The sequence below is a fragment of the Allobosea sp. 10L422 genome (genome assembly GCF_056395345.1).
This window is the reverse complement of sequence record NZ_JBFTJI010000010.1, coordinates 38636-59314: the sequence shown is the minus strand read 5'-3', so window position 1 is coordinate 59314 and position 20679 is coordinate 38636. Positions and strand designations below refer to the sequence as shown.

The window sequence follows — 20679 nt, the reverse complement described above, 5'->3', positions numbered from 1 at the left end:
GCCGCCTCAGCCGGCCTTCGGCTCCTGCTGCAGCGTGTAGCGAAAGTTGCAGTGGGTCGCGCCGCCCATGATCGTCTGCGTGCGTTCGAGCGTGATGCGCGGGTCGTAGCCCGTGCAGAACACGCCGTCGCGGTTGCAGGAGAGCAGGTGGCCGATCTTGCCGAGCCCCATCTCGCGATAGGTCTCGGCATAACGGCAGCGATGGACATTGTAGTCGAACTCGGTGTCGGTCGCCTTGACCACCTCGATGACGAGCGCGTCGTCCTGCGTCCACAGCGCCTGCAATTCCTGGAAGCTGCGCAGGCTGGTGCCGCCCGGCGTCTTGTCGGCGAAGGATTGCCCGGCCGCGATCGCCGCCTTGCGGATCGCCCGATCGAGGATCGACTGCGCCATCTCCTCGCCCAGGCGCTCGCGCATCTCCTCATAGATCGGCGCGACGATGCCGGCCTCGATCCGCCTGCGGGCGAGGATGCCGATCTCGCCGTCGAAGACCGGGCTATCGCCTGGCTCGGCCGGTTGCTCCGTCTCGCTCATCGCTTTCCTCCGTCTGTCTGCATGCGGCGGCGCAAGTTTAGAACATGCGGGGCGTCGCGGAAAACCGGTGGTCAGCTCGGCCGAAGCACGCGGCGCGGTGGCGACGGCAGGAAGTCGAGCTTCTCCTCGATCACGGTGCCGTCGTCGGAGACGATCGCGAACCAGCGCCGGTTGCCGCAATGCACCGAGAGCCGCCAGCGGCCCTGATCCTCGCCTTCGCCGCGTTCGACGCGGCTGGTCACGAGGCCGCGGCGCTGCATCTCCAGCCATTCCGCCGACGACCAGCCGAAGCGGGCCGCGATACGCTCCGCATCCAGCACGAAGGCTCCGCTGGCATCGCGGATGATCGGAGCCCCGGCCGGCTCAGCGCGCTCCTGTTCCATCGCTCACTTCCGGAGACGTGGCCGATGGCGGCGGCATGATCCGCAGCGTTTCGGCCAGAGACAGGAAGAGATGATAGAGGACGCGGGACGGCAGCGATACCGGCAGGGGCCCACCTGCACGGTCGAGCTGGTTGTGCCAGAGCCCGGTCCGCGCATCGACGAAATGGCGGAACATCAGGTCGAGGTGCTGCGGCAGCCGCGAGCCGGCATCTTTATCCCCGGCGAATTCGAAACGCGCGCCGAGCGCCTTGATGAACTCGGTCTGCGGCCAGAGCAGCTTCGTCGAGGCGACGACAGCGCCCTCGGGGTCAACGCCATCGAGCACCAGCGCCGGGAGCCCCCGCGCGCGGTCGAGCCCGTGCACGAGACCGAAGCTGTAAAGCCCGTCGGCAAGCGCACGCGCCTTCTCCCAGCCGGTCAGCCGATGATGGTGATGCAGCAGCCAGACCCATTCGAACTGATGCCCGGGCTCGCGCAACCGGCCCGCATCGCCCGCGACGGGTTGCCAGTCCGGCGTGAAGAACTCGCCGAGCGTACCCCTGACGTCGATGAAGCGTTCCGCCGCCAGCCGGACGATGCCCTCGGCGGCATCGAACCAGCGCTGGTCGCCGGTCGCTTCCGCAAGCGCATGGAAGGCTTCGAGCAAATGCATATGCGGATTCTGGCGGCGCGGCAGCGTGCCGAGATCGTCCTCGGCATAGCCGCCAAGCGGAGCAGAAAGCTCCGTCTCGATGAGATCCATCGTCGCCCCGGCAAGGCGAATGGCAGCTGTGTCGCAGGTCGTGCGGTGATAATGCGCGCAGCCGAACAGCACGAAGGCGAGATCGTAGAGGTCGCGACGCGGCACGCTCGCCGCTCCATCGGGCAGGAAGCGCTTCGGCACATAGCCGTTGGCTTCCTGCGCCTTCAGCAGCAGCGAGAAGCCGTACTGCGCTGCCTCCAGCGCCGCCTGGCTTCCGCTCAGTCGGGCAGCGTGGCTAAAGGTATAGGTCAGGCGCGCCGTCGTCAGCGCGCTGCGATCAGGCGCGGTGACCGGCCGACCATCCGACGTGAACTCTTCGACGAAGCCGCCCACCTTGCGGTCGACCGCGCGCTCGATCCAGGCCGGGATCAGCGTTTCATGAGTCCAGCGCTGCAGGCCGGCAGGCGACAGGTCGAGCATCGGCCGGCTCAATGCGCCTGCGTCTGCGCGTGCAGGATCTGGCCGAGGAACTGGCGGGTACGCTCGTTCTGCGGCGAGGTGAAGAACCGGTCGGGCGGCGCGACCTCGACGATCTCGCCGGCATCCATGAAGATAACCCGGTCGGCGACCTTGCGGGCGAAACCCATCTCATGGGTGACGCAGAGCATTGTCATGCCGCTCTCGGCGAGCTCGACCATGACGTCGAGCACTTCGCTGACCATCTCGGGGTCGAGCGCCGAGGTCGGCTCGTCGAACAGCATGATCTTGGGGTTCATGCAGAGCGAACGGGCGATCGCGACGCGCTGCTGCTGGCCGCCGGAGAGCTGGACCGGATATTTGTTCGCCTGTTCCGGGATATGGACGCGCTCCAGGATCCTGCGGGCATTGGCTTCGGCCTGTGGCCGCGGAATGCCGCGCACCTTCATCGGAGCGAGCGTGCAGTTCTCCAGCGCCGTCAGATGCGGAAACAGGTTGAAGCTCTGGAACACCATGCCGATCTCGCGGCGGATATCCTCGATGCCCTTGAGCCTGGCATCGACGGTCGTGCCGTCGATGACGATCTCGCCCTTCTGATGCTCCTCGAGCTGGTTGAGACAGCGGATCAGCGTCGACTTGCCCGAGCCCGACGGCCCGCAGATGACGATGCGCTCACCGCGCGACACGGTGAGGTCGATATCGCGCAGGACGTGGAAGTCGCCGTAGAACTTGTCGACCTTGCGCATCTCGATGATCGGGGCGCCGATCTCGGCTGCGGTTGAGGCGATAGCGGCCATCTGGAAAACCGTTCTGGACTGGCTGGTGGAAGAAGAGCCCGGCCTATGACCGGGCGCTTCCGCTGTTACGGGAACCGATGCGATTGCGCTGGCCCGTATGTCATCCTGGATCAAATCCGGGACGAAGTCGTGGTTGAGAAGGCAATCAGAACTTTCCGGATTCGAACACCGGCATCGGCGGCAGCTTGGACAGCGGGATGCCGAACCACTTCTGGTTGATCTTCGAGAGCTCGCCATTGCCCTCGATCTCGGCGATGAACTTGTTGGAGAACTCGGCCAGCGCGGTGTCGGACTTGCGGAAGGCCATGCCGTTGGCCTGTTCCTTCAGCGTGATCTTCGGCTCGATGCCGAGCTGCGGATAGTCCTTGTTGAGCTGGGCGAGGATGGTGTTGCTTGCGCCCATCGCCTGGACCTGGCCGGAAATCAGCGCCTGGAGGGTGGTGGCATCGTCGTCGAAGCGCTTGAGCGGCGTGCCCTGCGGGGCGACGGCGCTGATCGCGATGTCCTGCGTCGAGGCGCGCGCAACGCTGATGGTCACGTTCTTCAGGTCTTCCGGCGTCTTGATGCTGAGGCTCTTGGGAGCCAGCACATAGATCGTCAGCGTGCTGTAGGGGTTGGAGAACAGTACCTGCTTCTGGCGCTCGGGAGTGATGCCGAAGGTCGCGATCAGCAGGTCGACCTTGTTGGTCAGCAGATAGGGGATGCGGTTGGGCCCGGTAACCGGCACGAGTTCGAGCTTGACGCCGAGCGCCTTGGCCATCAGCGCCGCGACATCGGCATCGTAACCTGCCGGCTGCTGGTTCGCGTCGGTGCCGCCGAAGGGCGGATAGTCGGTCAGCACGCCGACCATCAGCTTGCCGCGCGCCTTGATCTCGTCAGGCGTCGCGGCCTGTGCCGGGGCCACGTTGAGTGCAGCGGCAGCGAAGCCGGCGAAGACCAGCGCGCCGAGGCTGCGGCGGCAAATCGATTTAAACAGCGACATGGACGTTCTCCTCTGAGGGGCAGGCTTGGTGTTGCGCAGCCGCGCTCAGCGCGCGGCGACGAGGAGCTTATGCTCCATTCTTTTGCTGTAGGCCGAGAGCGGCCGGCAGATGACGTAATAGACCAGCGCGACGAGCGCGAAGATGGTGAAGGGCCGGAAGGTGGCATTATTGATGATCTGCCCCGCGCGTGTCAGCTCGACGAAGCCGATGATCGAGGCCAGCGAGGTGCCCTTGATCAGCTGCACGACGAAGCCGATCGTCGGCGGGATCGCAATACGGATCGCCTGTGGGGCGATGATCAGCGCCATCTTCGGAGCATAGCGCAGGCCGAGCGAGGTCGCAGCCTCCCATTGCCCGCGCGGCACCACCTCGATCGCGCCGCGCCAGATCTCGCCGAGGAAGGCGCTGGCATGGAGCGACAGGCCCAGCGCCGCCGCCGTCCAGGGGTCGACCGACCAGCCGAACAGTCCGGGCACGAAGAAGGCGAGGAAGAGCTGCATCAGCAGCGGCGTGCCCTGGAAGAGCTTGATATAGCCAGCCGAGGCGATCCTCAGCCATTTGAACTCGCTGGTCCTGGCGAGGGCGACCAGCGCCCCGCCGATCGCCCCGCCGAGGAAGGCGACGAGCGACAGCAGCAGCGTCCAGCGCACCGCCATGATGATATAGATGATGTCGGCTGATCCGAGCGTGCGCATCGTCGTCACCTCACCGGGTTGGCTTGCGCAGGAAGGCGCGCTCGATCCCGGCGAATACCGTCCAGAAGAAGACGGACAGGCCGAGATACATGCATGTGACGACGAAATAGACCTCGAAGCTGCGGAAGGTGCGCGACTGGATGTCGCCCGCCACCGCCGTCAGCTCGCTCGCCGCGATCGCCGAGCAGACGCTGGTGTTCAGCATCAGCAGGATGAACTGGCTGGTCAGCGAGGGATAGATCGCCTGGATCGCCGGCTTCAGGATGATGTAGTGGAAGATCTGGAGCGGGCGCATGCCGAGCGACTTGCCCGCCTCGACCTGCCCCTTGTGAATGCTCTCGATACCGGCCCGGATGATCTCGATGCCGTAGGCGCCGACATTGACGACGAGCGCCAGCAGCGCTGCCGCGTTCGAAGACATCTTCAGCCCCATCGAGGGCAAGCCGAAATAGATCACGAAGATCTGGATCAGGAACGGCGTATTGCGGATCAGCTCGATATATTCGTCGATGATCCAGCGCAGCCATTTTGGCCCCGAGGTCTTGCCGAGCGCGCCGGCTACCGAGACGACCATACCGATCGCCATCGCCAGCGCCGAAAGCACGAGCGAATTGAGGAGCCCGTGCAGCAGCTCCGGCCACGCCGCGAAGACGTCGGCAAAATCGAATTCATAGCTCATGCGAACTGCCCCTGCCGGGCCGCGAAAGCAGAACAGCCTTCATGCGCCTTCCTCATCCAGTCCTCCCGGCCGGCATTGTTTCACCAGCTCGGCCGATGCTGTCGCACCATCCCTACAATCGCGGAATCAGCAAGCCGCCATCGACGTTGATCACTGTGCCTGTTGCATAGGCGAATTGCCCGCTCGTCAGAGCGGCGACGCAGGCCGCGACATCCTCGCCCTCGCCCCAGCGCCCGGCGGGGATCAGGCCCTCGGCGATGCGGGCATCATATTTGGCAGCGACCTTGGCGGTCATGTCGGAGCGGATCACGCCGGGACGGACCTCGAAAACGGGAATGCCTTCTGGCGCGAGCCTGACCGCCAGCGCTTTCGCCCACATCGAGAGACCGAGCTTGGAGACGCAGTATTGCGCCCGGTCGATCGAGACCAGCTCCGTCGAGGCCGAGGTGATGAAGACGATCGCCGGGCGTTCCGGCTTGTCCGCCAACATCGCCTTGGCGATTTCCTGGCTGAGGAAAGCCGCGCCGCGCAGATTGACGTCCATCACGAGGTCGAAGCTCTCCTCGGTGATCTCCAGCATGTCGCCGCGCACCGGCGCGCCGATGCCGGCATTCGAGACGAAGACATCGAGCCGGCCAAAGGCCTTTTTGACGTTCGTCACGAGGTCGGCATGGCTCGCGACAGCCGCGACGTCATGCTTGAAGAAGCGGGCCTTGACGCCCTCCGCCTCGAACAGCCTCAACGCTTCGGCGACAGCCTCATCCTCGGCGATATCGGTGAAGGCGATGTCGTGACCAGCCTTGGCAAGCGCCACGCCGATCGCGCGGCCGATGCCGCGTCTTGCGCCGGTGATCAGGGCGACGGGACGCATCATTTCACTCTCCGCGGTAGGTTGGCGTGCGCTTCTCTTGGAAGGCGGCGACGCCCTCCTTCACGTCCTCCGTATAGGAGACGAGCGAGCTCGCCAGCGTCTCCAGGATCGCGCCGCCATCTTCGCCCTCTGCCGCGTTGATGAGCTGCTTGACGATGAGGTTCGCGACCGGCCCGCGCTGGCTGATACGCTCGGCCATGGCTTGCGCCGCGGCCAGTGCCCCGCCCTTCTCCACGACCTGATCGACGATGCCGAGCGTCAGCGCCTGTTCGGCGGTGACGATCTCGCCGGTCAGCGCAAGGCGCCGCGCCACCTGCCCGCCGAGCCGCCTCACCAGGCGCTGCGTGCCCGACCAGCCGGGGATCATGCCGAGACCGGTCTCGGGCAGGCCGATCTTGGCCTGGACCTCGCAGATGCGGATATCGGCGGTGACCGCCAGCTCCAGCCCGCCGCCGAGCGCGTGGCCGTTCATTGCGGCGATGACCGGCGGCTTCATCCGCGCAAGCTTGTCGAAGGCGCGGTGGCCGGTGCGCACCCAGCCCTGCCCCATTTCCAGCGGCGAAAGGCCGCCCCAGGCGACAATGTCGCCGCCGGCGCAGAAGGCCTTGCCCTCGGCGGTCAGGATGACGGCGCGCACCGAACGATCGGTGTCGATAGCGTCAGCGAAGCGACCGAGCAGGCCCACCATGACGTCGTCGAGCGCATTGAGCTTTTCCGGCCGGGCGAGCGTGATCGTCGCGATACCCGCGGCGATGTCGAGGCGAACGGGATCGCTCATGCTGCCCTCTTGGGAACGTTGAGGCCGATCAGCGCCTCGTCGAACAGAGCGGCGTCCATCAGCTTCGGCGGATTGGGGACGAGGAGCGGGAATTCACTCCGGCTGAGGATCTCGCGCTCCAGATCCACGCCGGGCGCGATCTCGGTGACGACGATGCCTTCGGGCGTCAGCTTCATCACGCAGCGCTCGGTGATGTAGGTCACGTCCTGCCCTTGTGCGACGGCGCGCGGGCCGGAGAAGGAGATGTGTTCGACCGCCTCGACGAGCTTCTTCACCTTGCCTTCCCTCTCGATCACGAGCTTGCCCTCAGTGATGGCGAGCTTGGCCGCAGCGCTGAAATAACCGGAGAAGACGATGCGCTTGGCCCGCGCGGTGATGTCGATGAAACCGCCGGCGCCGGCCGTGACATGCGGCCTGACGCCGAGCTTCGAGACGTTGACGCAACCCTGCCGGTCGATCTGCAGGAAGGAGAGCAGCGACATGTCGAAGCCCGCCCCCTGAAAGTAAGTGAACTGGTAAGGCGAAGGCACGATCGCCTCGGCATTGGAGGCGCAGCCGAACTGGAATTCGAGCAGCGGCACGCCGCCGACGGCGCCCTGCTCGATCACCCAGGTCACGGCGCCGTGCTGGCCTTCCTCGATCAGGATACGCGGGACATTGGCGGAGATGCCGAAACCGATATTGACGGCATCGCCATGGCGCAATTCCTGCGCGACGCGGCGCGCGATGACCTTGGCGACGTCGAAGGCCGGCGTCTCGAAGCTCGACAGCGGCCGCCGCACCTCGCCGGAAATCGCGGGGTCATAGACGGTCTGCGTCGTCTGCATCTGGTCGGGGGCGACCACGATCGCATCGACGAGGATGCCGGGCACGAAGACAGCCTGCGTGTTGAGGCTGCCGGCCTCGACCACGCGTTTCACCTGCGCGATGACGATGCCGCCATTGTTGCGCACCGCCAGCGCTTGATCGAGCGGACCGAGCAGGCCGCCCTCGTGCTCGTAGGAAAGATTGCCGCGCTCATCAGCCGTGGTGGCGCGGATGATCGCGACCTTCGGCACGATGCTGCGGAAATAGAGCCAGTCATCGCCGTCGAACTCCACGCGGGAAACGATCGGCTCGGCGGCGGCGCGCGCATTCATGGCGCAGCCCTGGTGCTTGGGATCGACGAAGGTGTCCATGCCGATCTTGGTCAGCACGCCCGGCCGCTTGGCGGCGGCTTCGCGATGCATGTCGAACAGAATGCCGCTCGGGATGTTGTAGGCCGGGATCTCGTCGCCTGTGACCATCTTCCAGATCGCGGGCGGCTCGGCCGAGGAGGGGCCGGATGGGTAGGAGCCGCCCATGATCCGCGCCAGCAGACCGGGCTTGGCGAGATGGTCGATGCCCTTGACGCCCCACATGTCGCCGGCCGCGATCGGATGCAGCGTCGTCAGGTTGCGCGGATGGCCGGAGGCGTCGAAACGCCGGCCGATCGCCGCCAGCACCGCATCGGGGCAGCCGAGGCCGGAGGAGGAGGAAACCGTGACGATCGCCTCGTCCGGGATCAGGGCGGCGGCTTCGTCGGCAGAGAGGATGCGGGGAAAGGCCATGATTTTGTCTCTTGGGAGGTTTCAGCCGGCGGCGGCGAGCGCGCGCTGATAGGCGCCGCAGGATTCGCGGATGACGAGATGGGCGGGGCCGATGAAGCTCTCAGGCTCTGCGGCGGGATCGGCGATCTGCTTCAGCAGCAGCGCGGCGGCGCGCTCGCCCAAGCCCACGGGATCGACCGCGACGGTGGTCAGCGCCGGCGAGACATGGCGCGCCTCGCTGGTGTCGTCGAAGCCGACGATGGCGATGTCGCGCCCGACGACGAGGCCGTGCCGCGCCGCCGCCAGCATCGCGCCGATGGCGGTGACGTCATTGTAGCAGACCACGGCGGTCGGCCGGTCGGCGAGTGAGAGTACGGCGCTCATCGCCCCGAAGCCGCCGTCGCGGGTCGGCATGCTTTCGAGGTTGAGCGCCGGATCGATGCTGCGGCCGGCCGCCTCCATGGCGGCAAGGAAGCCGCCATGTCGTTCCTGCCGCACGACCATCGAATGCATGCCGCCGAGAAAGGCGATGCGCTCATGGCCGAGATTGATGAGATGGCGGGTGACCCGGCTGGCGCCGACTAGATTCTCCGGCACGACATGGCTGACATCGACACCCGGCAGGCGGCGGATCGCCACCAAAAGCGCGGTATCAGCCGCCCTCACCCAGTCGAGATGCTCGGGCCGCGTATCCAGCGCCGGGCAGAGGATGATGCCGCCGGCGCCATGTTCGCGCATCATCCGCATCACCTGCTCCTGCCGCACCACGCTCTCGGCGGTGTTGGCCATGAAGGCGACATAGCCCGCCATCTGCAGCACCTTCTCCACGCCGATCGCGAATTCCGCGAAGAACGGGTTGGAGAGGTCGTTGAGGACGAGTCCGACGATGCGGGATTGCGCATTGCGCAAATTGGCGGCGCCGCGATTATAGACATAGCCGAGCCGGTCCATGGTCGCGAGGACATGCTGACGTGTCTCGGACTTGACGCTGCCCCGCCCGGTCAGGACGAGCGAGACCGTCGATTTCGAGACGCCGGCAGCGTCCGCGATCTCGATGATCGTCACCTTCCCCTTGCTGCCTTGCGGCTGCGGCATCGTTTCATCCCTGATGCGCGTGGCGCCGTTCTTCTATTGGAACGTTCCATTATCAGTCTTTCGCAAGCCGCGCAATATCCCCTTTCAAACGATTTTATCGCCTAGTATAAGAGTTGAAACGCGTTTCGTCACTGGAACGTTCCAATAATCAAAATCGGAGGAAGCTATGGCCGAGATCACCCTGCCCCGCATGGACGGCAGCAGCGAGCGTTACCGGCTGTCGCCGGCGTCTCCCTATCCGCGCACGGCCCCGGCCAATGGCGTCCGCACCGTCTATGCCGCCGCCCATGTCGTCGCGGACCCGCTGAAGCTGATCGAGCCTTGGCGCGAGCCCGCCATTGACTGGGACGCGACGCTGGCCTTCCGCCATCACCTCTGGGGGCTCGGCTTCAAGATCGCCGAGGCGATGGACACCTCCCAACGCGGCATGGGGCTGGACTGGCAGAACGCGGCGGAACTGATCACCCGCGTCCTGGCCGAGGCCAAGACGACACCGGGCGCCGATCTCGCCTGCGGCGCCGGAACCGACCAGCTTGCTCCTCAGGATGCCCGCAGCCTCGACGACGTCATCCGTGCCTATGAGGAGCAGATCGGCCATATCGAGGAGCATGGCGGCAAGATCATCCTGATGGCGAGCCGCGCGCTCTGCCGCGTCGCGAAGGGGCCGGACGACTATCTTGCCGTCTATGGCCGCCTGATCCGCCAGTGCCGGAGCAAGGTGATCCTGCATTGGCTCGGGGAGATGTTCGATCCGGCGCTCGCCGGCTACTGGGGCAGTTGCAATTTCGAGCCTGCGATGGAGACGGTGCTGACCCTGATCCGCGAGCACGCCGATAAGATCGACGGCATCAAGATCTCGCTGCTCAACGCCGGCAAGGAGATCGCGATGCGCCGTCGCCTGCCGGAAGGCGTCGTGATGTATACCGGCGACGACTTCAACTATGCCGAATTGATAGCCGGCGACGCGCAGGGCTTCTCGCACGGCTTGCTCGGCATCTTCGATCCGATCGCTCCGGCGGCTGCGGCCGCCTTCGCCAAGCTGGAGGCAGGCGACCGCGCCGGCTTCCACGCCATCCTCGACCCGACCGTCGCGCTGTCTCGCCGGCTCTTCGAGGCGCCGACGCAGCATTACAAATGCGGCGTCGTCTTCCTCGCCTGGCTCAACGGCTTCCAGAACCATTTCCGCATGGTTGGTGGCGCGGAATCGGCGCGAGGCATTCTGCATTATGTCGATCTCTTCCGCCTCGCGGACCAGTCGGGGCTGCTGATCGATCCCGAATTGGCGGCCCGCCGGATGACGCATCTCTGCGCCCTCAACGGCATCGCCTGAGGAGCAAGCCATGCACGCCCCGCTGCTCGACGCCGAGATCTACGACCAGATCCGTGAGACCGCCCGGCGCTTCGCCGAGGATGTCGTCAAGCCCGCCGCCGGAGATCTCGACCGCGACGAGACCTTCCCCGCCGACATCTACCGCCAAATGGGCGAGCTCGGCCTGTTCGGCATCACCGTTCCGGAAGAGCATGGCGGCGCCGGCCTCGACACCTTCGCCTATGCGATCGTGATGGAGGAATTGTCGCGCGGCTATTCCTCGGTCGCTGACCAATGCGGCCTCGTCGAGCTGATCGGCACGCTCCTCACGCGCTACGGCACGCCGGAGCAGCTGAAACGCCTGCCGGACATCCTCTCGGCCAAGACCCGCATCGCCTATTGCCTGACCGAGGCGGAGGCAGGTTCCGACCTCTCCAATGTCCGCACCACCGCGCGCGAAACGGCTGATGGCTATGTCATCGACGGCGGCAAGCTTTGGATCCACAATGCCCCGGTCGCCGATCTCGGTTTCGTGTTGGCTTCGACCGATCCGGCCGCCGGCCATCGCGGCATGAGCATCTTCCTGGTCGACCTCAACGCGCCCGGCGTCTCGCGCGGCCCGAAGGAACACAAGATGGGCCAGCGCGCGAGCCAGGTCGGCGCGCTCAATTTCGACGGCGTCACCGTGCAGCGCGAAGCGCTGCTCGGCCCCAAGGGCCGCGGCTTCCACATCATGATGAGCGTGCTGGAGAAAGGCCGCGTCGGCATCGCCTCGCTGGCGGTGGGGATCGCGCAGGCCGGCCTCGAAGCGGCGCTGGCCTATGCTCGCGACCGGCGCCAGTTCGGCAAGCCGATCCTCGACAATCAGGGCCTGCAATGGATGCTGGCCGACATGGCCAAGGACATCGCCGCCGCCCGCGCCCTCGTAGAGCGCGCCGCGCTGCTGATCGACCATGGCAAGCCCGCGACCTCAGCCTCCTCGATGGCAAAATGCTTCGCCAGCGACATGGCGGTGGCGCAGACGGCCAATGCGGCGCAGATCTTCGGCGGCTCCGGCTATATCCGCGGCTTCGAGGTCGAGCGGCTCTATCGCGACGCCAAGATCACGCAGATCTACGAAGGCACCAACCAGATCCAGCGCACCATCATCGCGCGGGAGCTGATCAAGGGCGCCTGACAGCGCCAAGACCCCTCCGACGCGGTGCCCTGCCGCGTCGCCTCCGGCACAATGCCCTCGACATCGCCTGCCGATCGCGCTCGGCTGCGGAAAGGCGAATCCTGCAGCCTTGGGATTCGCGTCGAATGCGGGAGCGACAGGGATGAAAACGATCAAGGGACCGGCCATCTTCCTCGCCCAGTTCGCAGGGGATGCGGCGCCGTTCAATGATCTTGCCGGCATCGCCCGCTGGGCAGCGGGGCATGGCTACAAAGGTGTCCAGATTCCAAGCTGGGATGCGCGGCTGTTCGATCTCGCACGCGCCGCCGAGAGCAAGGCCTATTGCGACGAGGTGAAGGGCATTCTCGGCGAGGCCGGCATCGAACTCACCGAGCTCTCCACCCACCTTCAGGGCCAGCTCGTCGCGGTCCACCCTGCCTATGATCGCACCTTCGACGGCTTCGCCGCGCCGCAGGTGCGCGGGAACCCGAAGGCGCGCCAGCAATGGGCGACGCAACAATTGCGGCTGGCCGCGAAGGCCTCCAGCAATCTCGGCCTCTCGGCCCATGCAACATTCTCCGGGGCGCTCGCCTGGCCATTCATCTATCCCTGGCCGCAGCGCCCGGCCGGCCTCGTCGAGACCGCTTTCGAGGAGCTGGCCAAGCGCTGGCGCCCGATCCTCGACGCCTTCGACGAAGCCGGCATCGATCTCTGCTACGAGATCCATCCCGGCGAGGATCTGCATGACGGCGTTACCTTTGAAATGTTCCTCGAACGCGTGGGCAATCACCCGCGCTGCAACATCCTCTACGACCCCAGTCATTTCCTGCTGCAGCAGCTCGACTATCTCTCCTTCATCGATATCTATCACCAGCGCATCCGCATGTTTCATGTGAAGGACGCGGAATTCAATCCGAGCGGGCGGCAAGGTGTCTATTCCGGCTTCCAGCCCTGGATCGAGCGTGCCGGGCGGTTCCGCTCCCTCGGCGATGGGCAGGTCGACTTCGGCGCGATCTTCTCGAAGCTGACACAGTACGATTTCGATGGCTGGGCCGTGCTGGAATGGGAGTGCTGCATCAAGGATTCCGAGCAGGGCGCAGCGGAGGGAGCGCCTTTCATCGCCAGCCACCTCATCAACGTTGCCGCGCGGGCCTTCGACGACTTCGCGGCGAGCGGCATCGATCTGGCCACCAACCGTTCGCTGTTGGGACTGGATGGATGACGAGAGCGAGGGCAGGCAACCGAAGGCGGATCAGATCGGAGAGGCGATGATCCGCCTGTGATCGCGCCCGATCGGCGTCAGGCCACGAGAACGACGACGTCATTCTGCCGCGCAAAGAAGCTCTGCGAATGGCGTCGCTTCAGATCGGCCTCGCGCGCTTCGAGCGAGGCATCGGACAGCTCAGGCGAATGATGGACGCATGCGAGGCGCTTCGCCCCGACAGCCTGCAGCAGGCGCAGCCCCGCCTGCCAGGTCGAGTGGCCCCAGCCGCGATGCGGTTCGTAATCGAGCGCTTCGTCCCACATCGCGTCGTAGACGAGAAGATCGGCACCGCCGCAGAAGGCGGCGAGCGCGGGGTCCGGATCACCGTCGGCATGTTCATGGTCCGTCAGGATCACGATTGTCTGCCCGCCATGGCGGAACCGAAAACCGGCCGCGCACGGATCATGCTGTAGCGCGATCGTCGCGACGTCGACTCCCCCAAGCCCGGGATTGCCTCCCGCCGTGAAGCTTGAAAAGCGGACCCGGCTGGGAGCTTCGGCGAAGCTGACGGGGAAGAACGGCTCGCTGAACAGGGCCGACAGCTTCGCCTCCGCTTTTGCTGCCGTGCAAGCCGGCACATGCAGCGCAATCTCGCCGCCCATGCGCCAGAGCGGCGCAAAGGCGCTCAGGCCGATGACATGGTCGAGATGCAGGTGGCTGAAGAGCAGCGTCGCGTCGCGCTCCCCGGCAGCGGCCATCGCCTGCCCGAGCCGGCGCAGTCCCGATCCCGCATCGACGATGACACGGCGCCCGGCGATCCGCACCTCGAAACACGTCGTATCCCCACCGAAGCGGTTACAGAAGCGGCCGGAAATCGGAATCGATCCGCGCGTTCCCCAGAACCGAATGCCGAAGCCGCAATCGAGCAACCGCGTCGTCTCAGTCACGCGTCGGGCCCTCGAGCTCGCGCTTGGAAACAATCGCGACATTGTCCTGCAACCGCTTGACCATCAGCCGCATGACGGAGAGCGTCATGTCCGGGAATTCTTCCATCAAGGCGGTGAACACCTCCTTACGGAGCTTCAACGCAGTCAACTCGCCGGTAGCACGGATGGTCGCCGACCTGACCTCGCCGGTGACGACGCCCATTTCGCCGACGATCGCCGGCGCTTCGACCGAGGAAACCCAAACGGCGCTCCCTCGAGGTCCGATCAAGACCTCTGCCGTGCCGGCGATCACAACATAGGCTGCGTCGGATTCCGCGCCCTGCTCGAACAGCATGTCGCCGGCTGCGAAGACGGCCCGCTCGCTGGTGAAGGCCAGCAGCTTGATGCGCGCAAGATCGAGATTGGCAAAGATCGGCACGGCTCTGAGCGCTCTGACATCGTCGCGCTCGCTGCCTTCCTCTTTGATCGGGGGGGCGGCCGAAGCGGGTTGCAGGCCGGCTGCCCGGCGCAGCCTGGCGCCATCGAAGACGACCGACCGGTCCATGGGAATATCGCCATCGTCGTCACGCGCGACGACGATCAGGGTCCTGCCGTACATCGCAGCGCGAAGGCGCCGCAAGATCGCCTTGCCCTCGGTCGGGCTCAAGCTGCCCAGGGCATTGTCCAGGATCAGCAGCGAGGGGCGCTTGATCAGGCAGCGCGCCAGCGCAATCTGCGTTTTGACCGCCGGGAAGAGCAGACGGCCAGCATAGCCGGCCGGCTGCATGAGCCCTATCCGAGAAATCTCGTGATCGAGCCCGAGTCCGGTCACGGCTTCGCGGATGGCCTCGTCGACCCGCTCGCGAATGCCGGCGCTCGCTTGTGTCACGCGCCCGAACAGTAGGTTCTCCCGGACCGATGCAGCTCCCCATTCGCCGGAGTCGTAGAAATCGATGGTCTTCGCAGCGTCCTGCGAAATGCGAATGCGAAAGGCCCTGCGCGCCAGCAGGATGCGCTGTTCCATCCCCTCGTCGAGAAGGCCGAGCCGGTGCAGGGGTTCGGCATAGAGAAATGACAGCCCCAGGAACCGGGCCCGGTCGGCTTCGTCGATCTGCCCAGCCTCGGCCCGCGCCAGGCGCTCGCGATAGGCGGGAAACTCCTCGGCGGCGATGAAGGAAAAGCTGTCGAGAAGGAGATGGTCCGGGGCCAGGTCAGAGAAGATTTCGAGCATGGTCGCGGCGATGCGCTGGCCAGCCGCCGTGAGATCATCGCTCAGGCCCAGCGAATCGAGAATGCTCCGCGTCAACGCGTGCCCGGCCAGCCGGCCTCCGCCGAACAGGGCAGTGTTCGGAACGCCGAAGAGGATGTTTTCACCGATCGTGGCGGTGCGGATGTACTGCGTCGCATCATAGGGCTCGACGGCATCCTGCGCGCCTTGTGCGGCCAGAACCGCGCGAATACGGGCCCGGATTTCCGTCAGGCGGGCAGCCAGGACGGGGACTTCGTCCACGTTGAGTTTGCTTGCGAGGCCATAGCGGAACACGACGTCGGCAAGGCCGACGATATCCAGCGTTGCGGCCAGTTGGGCTGCCGACAATTCGCCCTCGGCTCCTCGCAGGGTCTCCCCGTCATGCGTCGGATCCGCATCGCGATCGGTCCTCACGCCGTCACCGCGCAGACCATAGGCGATGTTGTCGCGCAGTGATCCATCGAAGATCGCCGGCTCGCTGCCCGCATAGGCGATGCAGCGGCCGCGAGCCGCCACGGAAATCGCGTCGAGCGCGACATCGCCGATCTTGATGGAACCGCCGCTCGGCGTCAGTCGTCCCCCGAGGATGCGCGCGACGCAGCCGGCGCCCTCCCCCATGCCCGACAGCAAGACATGCTGCTTCAGTGGCAGCGTCAGCGAGACCCGGTCGAGCATTCGATCGCCGGTTGCGCTGACCGCGCTGAGGCCCTGCAGGGCGATCACGCCGGCCTCGGGGAATGGGTCGTTGACGGGCTCCGGTTGCGCGGAAGGAACCGAGAGCGCGAACTGTTCGGTGACCTGCTGAAACTTGGCTTCGACATCGAGACGCTGCTGGTCCCAATCGATGAGGTCCTTCACGGGCGGAGGCAGGTCGCGATAGGCCGCGATGACCGCCACAAGCTGGCCGATCCCGAGATTTCCGGTCAGGGTGGCATAGCCGCCGATCGTATAGAACAGGAACGGCGTGATCTGCGCGATCAGATTGTTGAGGGCTTTGACGGCGAATTTCCGCCCGTAGAGTCGGTACCGTATGCCGAACAGCGTTTCGAGCCTTTGCGCGACCTCTCCGCGTTCGAGCGCGGCGGTCCCGTGATTGGAGACCTCGTCCAGCGTCTCGACAACTTCCCCGATCTTGCCGGCCAGGGCGCGCGAAGCGATCTGGCGCTCCCTGCCGAGCCGGATCTGCTCCCGCCGCAACCGTGGAATGACGAGGACCTGCGAGGAGATCATCGCGACGGCGACAAGGCCGAGCAGAGCATTCTGTATCAGGATGAAGACGAGTGCGGTCATTGCCTGCCCGCCCAGGAAGACCGGCTGAACGAACGCATCCCCGACGAAGCCCCCGATAGGCTCGACCTCATCCTTGATGATCGAGGCGGCCTCCGAAGGCTTCAGGCGCTGGCGCTGCTCGGGCGTCGACGAAAGCAGGGACGAGAACAGATCGAAGCGGAGCCGCTGCAGCAATCGTTCGCCGAGAGCCCCCTTTTTCATATTGATTGCATATTTGAAGTAACCGTTGATAACGATCAACGTTAAAAATGAAAAGGACAAAATAAAAAGATAAGAGATACGATTTACTTTAACCCCATCGTATTTCACCTCTGATCCGAATAAATCAACGCCTGTACTGAACGACAGGAATACCGCGTATTCGCTGCCATCCCGAAAGGCATTTCCCTGCAAGGCGCCCGCGATGATGTATTTGGGCAACTCGAGAGAAAGATAATAGAACGGCAGAGACAGAATGACGATTGAAATAATCCTGAGCTGCTCTCGACAACTATTCTTCCAGATATAAGAAAAAAGTTGATTCAAACGGGGCATTATTTTTCCCCTTCGAAACGCTCACCCGTCCTAGGCGCCTCAAGCCGTGGAACACGAACAGACATCGTCAATATAAGGCGGAGCGATACGATCCGGACGCACCCGCGACAGCGTAGCCGGTCCCGGCGGCAGCAGGTTAAGGAAGCAGCGTCGCCATCCATTGACAAGAGGCACACGCCGGCCGAGCCGTTTGCGGGGCTTCTCGACCGGCTGAGCCTTCGTCCGGCTTCCAAGGCGCGGCTCAGCCGCCTTCTTGCGCGACCTTGCTCTGGCGGGACCGGATCGATCGCCACCTCGCATGCTGCATACTCGCATGCTGCATATCCCGTTCGGGTCCACCGCAAGACCCTGTGGTCGTCGAGGCGGCTCGGCGCTCCGTTGTGACTAGCCCGATGTCGCGCTTGCTCCCGGGACGCGGTTAAGTTTCATTAACCATGTAGTCGGGGGGCTTCATGTCGACGCGTCCTGCCAGATCGGGGTTGGTCATGACAGGGTCGAACATGGAGCTCGCGGAATCGGCCGCAAGGCCGCGCACGCGCGAAACACAGCCCGCATCGAGCTCCGTAGGGACGGAGCGGAACAGGCAAGCCCCGTCGGAGGCGAGTTGGCCATCGACCGATGTCGGCACGCTGCTGCTGCATTGGCTGACGGTCGCGGCCGTCATGGTGAGCCTCGCCACCGGATTGCGCATCTCGGCCGATGCACTCGACGCCGTGATTTCGCGATGGATGGCGCCGATCCTGCCGCAGGGCGAGATCTGGAGCGTCCATATCATCGCCGGCCTCACGCTTTTCGGCACATCGACCGCCTATCTCGTCTATATGGCGCTGAGCGGCCTCGGCAACCGCGTCGCTCTTCGGCGCCTTAAGATGTGGCGGATGGCCACGACGTCGAAGCTGCGGTGGATGAGCGCGAACATCCTGCTCCATTGGCTGCTCTATGCTCTGGTCGTCGTGCTCACCATCACGGGCATCCTGCTCTATCTCGGCTTCGGCGGCTGGGTCGTTTCCGTCCATGTGACGGCAGCGATGAGCATGCTCGCCTACACATTCGTCCATATCCTGACGCATTTCGGCTATGGCGGCTGGCTTCAGCTGTTACGCATCTTCAGGCCGGCCAGGCTCGTGCCGGCCGCGGGACAGCGTAGCCGGCGGCCGCTGCTGATGGCCGCTGTTATCGCGATCCCGGCCGCCGCTGCTGCGGCCGGATTCGATTTCGGCACCCGCGACGAACTGATCGTCGCGCAGACGCGGACCCCGCCGAAGCTGGATGGGGTGCTCGACGACGACGTCTGGCGCAGCGCCCGGCCGGTTCGGGTCAGGACGCAGCAGGGAGCCAACCTCGGCGGATCAGGCGAATCGACCGTCGAGATCCGCGCCGTGCATGACGGCGCCAAGATCTATTTCGCATTCCGCTGGCAGGATCCGACGCGCTCGCTCGCCCGGCTTCCCCTGCTCAAGCAGCAGGATGGCTGGCATGTCGTCGGCGCGCGTGCCGGCGAAACCGATGTGGTCGATTTCTACGAGGACAAGTTGGCGGTCATCTTCTCGCGCTCCGATGGGTTTGGAGCAGCCGGAGCGACGCATCTGGGTCCGAAGCCGCTCGACGACAAGCCGTCGTCGCTCAATCAGCGCGGTCTCCATTACACCACCGATGGATCGATCATCGACATGTGGCAATGGAAGGCCTCCCGCGGCGGCCTGCTGGGCTACATGGACGATCAATATATCGGCCCCCCGCGCGAGCCGACGGCCGACGAGGCCGCCAAGCGGGCACGTTACCAAGGCGGCTACTGGAACGATCCCGGCCGGGCCTTCTACAGCTATAATTTCGGCTTTGAAGGGCCGGGCGGCTATGCCGGCCCGGTCACACCGAAACGGTTGCCCAACGACCCGGCTGCCGCCATGTCTGCTCTCGGCCGGTTCGACCCGAAGAATCCCGAGCTGATCCATGACGAGGGCACCCGTTGGTGGCTGACCGAGACCGACAGCGCCCCCTACAGCGCGGAGGCCGACGCACGCATACCGGTTGGCACCGTCATGCCCGGCGTGGTGATCACGGGTGCCTATGAGGGAGATCGCGCCCAGATCCGGGCGGGTGCGCGCTGGAAGGACGGGTACTGGACCCTGGAAGCCTCGCGCGATCTCAAGACGGGCAGCGCCTACGATGTCGACTTCGAGCCCCAAACACCCGTCTATATGTGGGTGGCGGTATTCGACCACACGCAGACGCGCCATACGCGGCACGTTCGCCCTGTCACCCTCACCCTGCGCTGAGGCAACGAACCGCTTGTCGGCGAAATCCGATACTCGAACGAGCGCCCGGGTCGCCGCGCCCGTCCGATAGGACCTGCGGCGATCGAACCAGGGCAAGTCGCCTCAATCAGCACCGCGAACAGAGCAGGCCATGGCTAAGCAGGCATCCCTTGTCGTGAATGGCAAAGCCGTCGCGGTCTCGCGCGGCGACAGTTTGCTGGAAGCGGCCATGGGCGGGGGTATCGTGATTCCGCATGATTGCTGCACGGGGCAATGCGAGACCTGCCGTGTCCGCGTCTATGCCGGCGAAGTCGATGCAATGGGAACGCGACAAGGCGATACCGTGCTGGCCTGCCAGGCGCGGGTCATCGGCGACGCCGTCCTCCAGTTCGATGCGGTTCCCGAGATACGCAAGCTGGCGGCGACCGTCTCGGCCATCCGCCCGCTCTCTCCCGACATCATCGAAACGACGCTCCTGCTCAGGAAGGATTTCACCTATCTCCCGGGGCAATACGTCAAATGCAAGTTCAGCGGCTATCCGAGCCGCGACTACAGCCCGACCCTGCGCTGCGATGGAACCGGAGAACGCAATGAGCTGATCCTGCAGATCCGGCGCCAGGTCGGCGGGGTCGTGTCGCCGGATCTCGGGACGCGCATCCGCCCAGGGCACAAGGTGGCCGTGCAGGGACCTTACGGCAGTGCATTCCATCGGACAGACGGCGGGCGGATCATTCTGATCGCCGCCGGCACCGGCTGGGCTCCCATCTGGGCCATTGCCCGCGCCGCGCGTTACCGGGAGCCGTCGCGGGAGATGATCGTGATCGTCGGTGCGCGCGATCCCCGCAATCTCTACATGGCAGAGGCGCTGGCATGGTTGGCTGAAACGGGCGTTGCCAGCATCGCCCGCACCAGCAGCGACGGCAAGGCAGCCGGCATCCTCAGCGGTCGCCCCACCGATCACATGCCGGCGCTTCGGCCGGATGACACGGTCTACGTGGCCGGCTCCTGCGAGATGGTGGCGGCGGTGCGGATGCGTTGCGAGGCTGCCGGCACGACCTGCTACGCTGACCCGTTCATCGCCTCGGTGGCCAAGCGGACGATCCGGGACAGGATCGCGGGCCTCCTCTTTGCGCGCACTGCAAACTGGCCCGGGACATCGCAGACCCGGTCCGCCGCCGAAAACCTTCGCCCCTGACGCGGCCGCGCCTCTCGGC

Annotated in this window: 19 protein-coding genes; 5 read left to right on the top strand and 14 right to left on the bottom strand. The window is 65.2% G+C overall.

Annotation, left to right across the window (positions count from 1 at the left end):
- Nucleotides 1-6: 6 nt before the first annotated feature.
- From AC1DEZ_RS19095 to AC1DEZ_RS19045, 11 genes are all read right to left on the bottom strand, one after another.
- The gene (locus AC1DEZ_RS19095; protein ID WP_476780413.1) at nucleotides 7-534 is read right to left on the bottom strand and encodes an L-2-amino-thiazoline-4-carboxylic acid hydrolase; all 528 of its coding nucleotides are present in this window, start codon (nucleotides 532-534) and stop codon (nucleotides 7-9) included.
- 71 nt (nucleotides 535-605) lie between these two features.
- Nucleotides 606-917, bottom strand: coding sequence for a DUF6522 family protein (locus AC1DEZ_RS19090; RefSeq protein ID WP_476780412.1), 312 nt, complete (start codon nucleotides 915-917; stop codon nucleotides 606-608).
- Nucleotides 898-2079, bottom strand: coding sequence for an AGE family epimerase/isomerase (locus AC1DEZ_RS19085; RefSeq protein WP_476780411.1), 1182 nt, complete (start codon nucleotides 2077-2079; stop codon nucleotides 898-900). The genes AC1DEZ_RS19090 and AC1DEZ_RS19085 overlap by 20 nt, the downstream gene beginning before the upstream one ends.
- An 8-nt stretch (nucleotides 2080-2087) precedes the next feature.
- Nucleotides 2088-2822: an amino acid ABC transporter ATP-binding protein gene (locus AC1DEZ_RS19080; protein WP_476780548.1), complete on the bottom strand. Its 735-nt coding sequence runs from the start codon at nucleotides 2820-2822 to the stop codon at nucleotides 2088-2090.
- 196 nt (nucleotides 2823-3018) lie between these two features.
- Entirely contained in the window at nucleotides 3019-3855 is an 837-nt protein-coding gene (locus AC1DEZ_RS19075; protein ID WP_476780410.1) for a transporter substrate-binding domain-containing protein, read from the bottom strand.
- Between the two features lie 45 nt (nucleotides 3856-3900).
- Nucleotides 3901-4551, bottom strand: a complete 651-nt coding sequence (locus AC1DEZ_RS19070) for an amino acid ABC transporter permease (RefSeq protein WP_476780409.1) — start codon at nucleotides 4549-4551, stop codon at nucleotides 3901-3903.
- Between the two features lie 10 nt (nucleotides 4552-4561).
- Entirely contained in the window at nucleotides 4562-5230 is a 669-nt protein-coding gene (locus AC1DEZ_RS19065) for an amino acid ABC transporter permease (protein ID WP_476780408.1), read from the bottom strand.
- A 112-nt stretch (nucleotides 5231-5342) separates the two neighbouring features.
- On the bottom strand, nucleotides 5343-6104 hold the full coding sequence (locus tag AC1DEZ_RS19060; RefSeq protein WP_476780407.1) for a 3-ketoacyl-ACP reductase: 762 nt from the start codon (nucleotides 6102-6104) through the stop codon (nucleotides 5343-5345).
- 1 nt (nucleotide 6105) lies between these two features.
- Nucleotides 6106-6879, bottom strand: coding sequence for an enoyl-CoA hydratase/isomerase family protein (locus AC1DEZ_RS19055; RefSeq protein ID WP_476780406.1), 774 nt, complete (start codon nucleotides 6877-6879; stop codon nucleotides 6106-6108).
- Nucleotides 6876-8468: an acyl CoA:acetate/3-ketoacid CoA transferase gene (locus AC1DEZ_RS19050; RefSeq protein ID WP_476780405.1), complete on the bottom strand. Its 1593-nt coding sequence runs from the start codon at nucleotides 8466-8468 to the stop codon at nucleotides 6876-6878. Before AC1DEZ_RS19050 ends, AC1DEZ_RS19055 begins: the two co-directional genes overlap by 4 nt.
- 21 nt (nucleotides 8469-8489) lie before the next feature.
- On the bottom strand, nucleotides 8490-9542 hold the full coding sequence (locus AC1DEZ_RS19045) for a LacI family DNA-binding transcriptional regulator (protein WP_476780404.1): 1053 nt from the start codon (nucleotides 9540-9542) through the stop codon (nucleotides 8490-8492).
- Nucleotides 9543-9708: 166 nt separating this feature from the next.
- On the opposite strand from AC1DEZ_RS19045, the gene AC1DEZ_RS19040 reads away from it, so the two are divergent.
- The 3 genes from AC1DEZ_RS19040 (at nucleotide 9709) to AC1DEZ_RS19030 (ending at nucleotide 13229) form a co-directional block, all read left to right on the top strand.
- Entirely contained in the window at nucleotides 9709-10872 is a 1164-nt protein-coding gene (locus AC1DEZ_RS19040; RefSeq protein ID WP_476780403.1) for a dihydrodipicolinate synthase family protein, read from the top strand.
- 10 nt (nucleotides 10873-10882) lie between these two features.
- Nucleotides 10883-12028 carry an acyl-CoA dehydrogenase family protein gene (locus AC1DEZ_RS19035; protein ID WP_476780402.1) on the top strand — a complete coding sequence of 382 codons (1146 nt, stop codon included), beginning with the start codon at nucleotides 10883-10885 and terminating at the stop codon, nucleotides 12026-12028.
- A 142-nt stretch (nucleotides 12029-12170) separates the two neighbouring features.
- The gene (locus tag AC1DEZ_RS19030; protein ID WP_476780401.1) at nucleotides 12171-13229 is read left to right on the top strand and encodes a sugar phosphate isomerase/epimerase family protein; all 1059 of its coding nucleotides are present in this window, start codon (nucleotides 12171-12173) and stop codon (nucleotides 13227-13229) included.
- Nucleotides 13230-13306: 77 nt separating this feature from the next.
- Here the strand turns inward: AC1DEZ_RS19030 and AC1DEZ_RS19025 are convergent, their stop codons facing one another.
- The 3 genes from AC1DEZ_RS19025 to AC1DEZ_RS19015 form a co-directional block, all read right to left on the bottom strand.
- Entirely contained in the window at nucleotides 13307-14158 is an 852-nt protein-coding gene (locus tag AC1DEZ_RS19025; protein WP_476780400.1) for an MBL fold metallo-hydrolase, read from the bottom strand.
- The gene (locus tag AC1DEZ_RS19020) at nucleotides 14151-17210 is read right to left on the bottom strand and encodes a cyclic nucleotide-binding domain-containing protein (protein ID WP_476780399.1); all 3060 of its coding nucleotides are present in this window, start codon (nucleotides 17208-17210) and stop codon (nucleotides 14151-14153) included. Before AC1DEZ_RS19020 ends, AC1DEZ_RS19025 begins: the two co-directional genes overlap by 8 nt.
- A 418-nt stretch (nucleotides 17211-17628) precedes the next feature.
- Nucleotides 17629-17874, bottom strand: a complete 246-nt coding sequence (locus tag AC1DEZ_RS19015) for a hypothetical protein (RefSeq protein WP_476780398.1) — start codon at nucleotides 17872-17874, stop codon at nucleotides 17629-17631.
- On the opposite strand from AC1DEZ_RS19015, the gene AC1DEZ_RS19010 reads away from it, so the two are divergent.
- The gene (locus AC1DEZ_RS19010; protein ID WP_476780397.1) at nucleotides 17873-19486 is read left to right on the top strand and encodes an ethylbenzene dehydrogenase-related protein; all 1614 of its coding nucleotides are present in this window, start codon (nucleotides 17873-17875) and stop codon (nucleotides 19484-19486) included. The genes AC1DEZ_RS19015 and AC1DEZ_RS19010 overlap by 2 nt on opposite strands.
- A gap of 130 nt (nucleotides 19487-19616) precedes the next feature.
- Complete coding sequence (locus AC1DEZ_RS19005) at nucleotides 19617-20660, top strand: 2Fe-2S iron-sulfur cluster-binding protein (protein WP_476780396.1); 1044 nt, start codon at nucleotides 19617-19619, stop codon at nucleotides 20658-20660.
- Nucleotides 20661-20679 lie beyond the last annotated feature (19 nt).

Bases quoted from the DNA above. Each gene is read 5' to 3' on its own strand.
- AC1DEZ_RS19095 (WP_476780413.1), bottom strand. From the start codon at position 534: ATGAGCGAGACGGAGCAACCGGCCGAGCCAGGCGATAGCCCGGTCTTC.
- AC1DEZ_RS19090 (WP_476780412.1), bottom strand. From the start codon at position 917: ATGGAACAGGAGCGCGCTGAGCCGGCCGGGGCTCCGATCATCCGCGAT.
- AC1DEZ_RS19085 (WP_476780411.1), bottom strand. From the start codon at position 2,079: ATGCTCGACCTGTCGCCTGCCGGCCTGCAGCGCTGGACTCATGAAACG.
- AC1DEZ_RS19080 (WP_476780548.1), bottom strand. From the start codon at position 2,822: ATGCGCAAGGTCGACAAGTTCTACGGCGACTTCCACGTCCTGCGCGAT.
- AC1DEZ_RS19075 (WP_476780410.1), bottom strand. From the start codon at position 3,855: ATGTCGCTGTTTAAATCGATTTGCCGCCGCAGCCTCGGCGCGCTGGTC.
- AC1DEZ_RS19070 (WP_476780409.1), bottom strand. From the start codon at position 4,551: ATGCGCACGCTCGGATCAGCCGACATCATCTATATCATCATGGCGGTG.
- AC1DEZ_RS19065 (WP_476780408.1), bottom strand. From the start codon at position 5,230: ATGAGCTATGAATTCGATTTTGCCGACGTCTTCGCGGCGTGGCCGGAG.
- AC1DEZ_RS19060 (WP_476780407.1), bottom strand. From the start codon at position 6,104: ATGATGCGTCCCGTCGCCCTGATCACCGGCGCAAGACGCGGCATCGGC.
- AC1DEZ_RS19055 (WP_476780406.1), bottom strand. From the start codon at position 6,879: ATGAGCGATCCCGTTCGCCTCGACATCGCCGCGGGTATCGCGACGATC.
- AC1DEZ_RS19050 (WP_476780405.1), bottom strand. From the start codon at position 8,468: ATGGCCTTTCCCCGCATCCTCTCTGCCGACGAAGCCGCCGCCCTGATC.
- AC1DEZ_RS19045 (WP_476780404.1), bottom strand. From the start codon at position 9,542: ATGCCGCAGCCGCAAGGCAGCAAGGGGAAGGTGACGATCATCGAGATC.
- AC1DEZ_RS19040 (WP_476780403.1), top strand. From the start codon at position 9,709: ATGGCCGAGATCACCCTGCCCCGCATGGACGGCAGCAGCGAGCGTTAC.
- AC1DEZ_RS19035 (WP_476780402.1), top strand. From the start codon at position 10,883: ATGCACGCCCCGCTGCTCGACGCCGAGATCTACGACCAGATCCGTGAG.
- AC1DEZ_RS19030 (WP_476780401.1), top strand. From the start codon at position 12,171: ATGAAAACGATCAAGGGACCGGCCATCTTCCTCGCCCAGTTCGCAGGG.
- AC1DEZ_RS19020 (WP_476780399.1), bottom strand. From the start codon at position 17,210: ATGCCCCGTTTGAATCAACTTTTTTCTTATATCTGGAAGAATAGTTGT.
- AC1DEZ_RS19010 (WP_476780397.1), top strand. From the start codon at position 17,873: ATGGTGAGCCTCGCCACCGGATTGCGCATCTCGGCCGATGCACTCGAC.
- AC1DEZ_RS19015 (WP_476780398.1), bottom strand. From the start codon at position 17,874: ATGACGGCCGCGACCGTCAGCCAATGCAGCAGCAGCGTGCCGACATCG.
- AC1DEZ_RS19005 (WP_476780396.1), top strand. From the start codon at position 19,617: ATGGCTAAGCAGGCATCCCTTGTCGTGAATGGCAAAGCCGTCGCGGTC.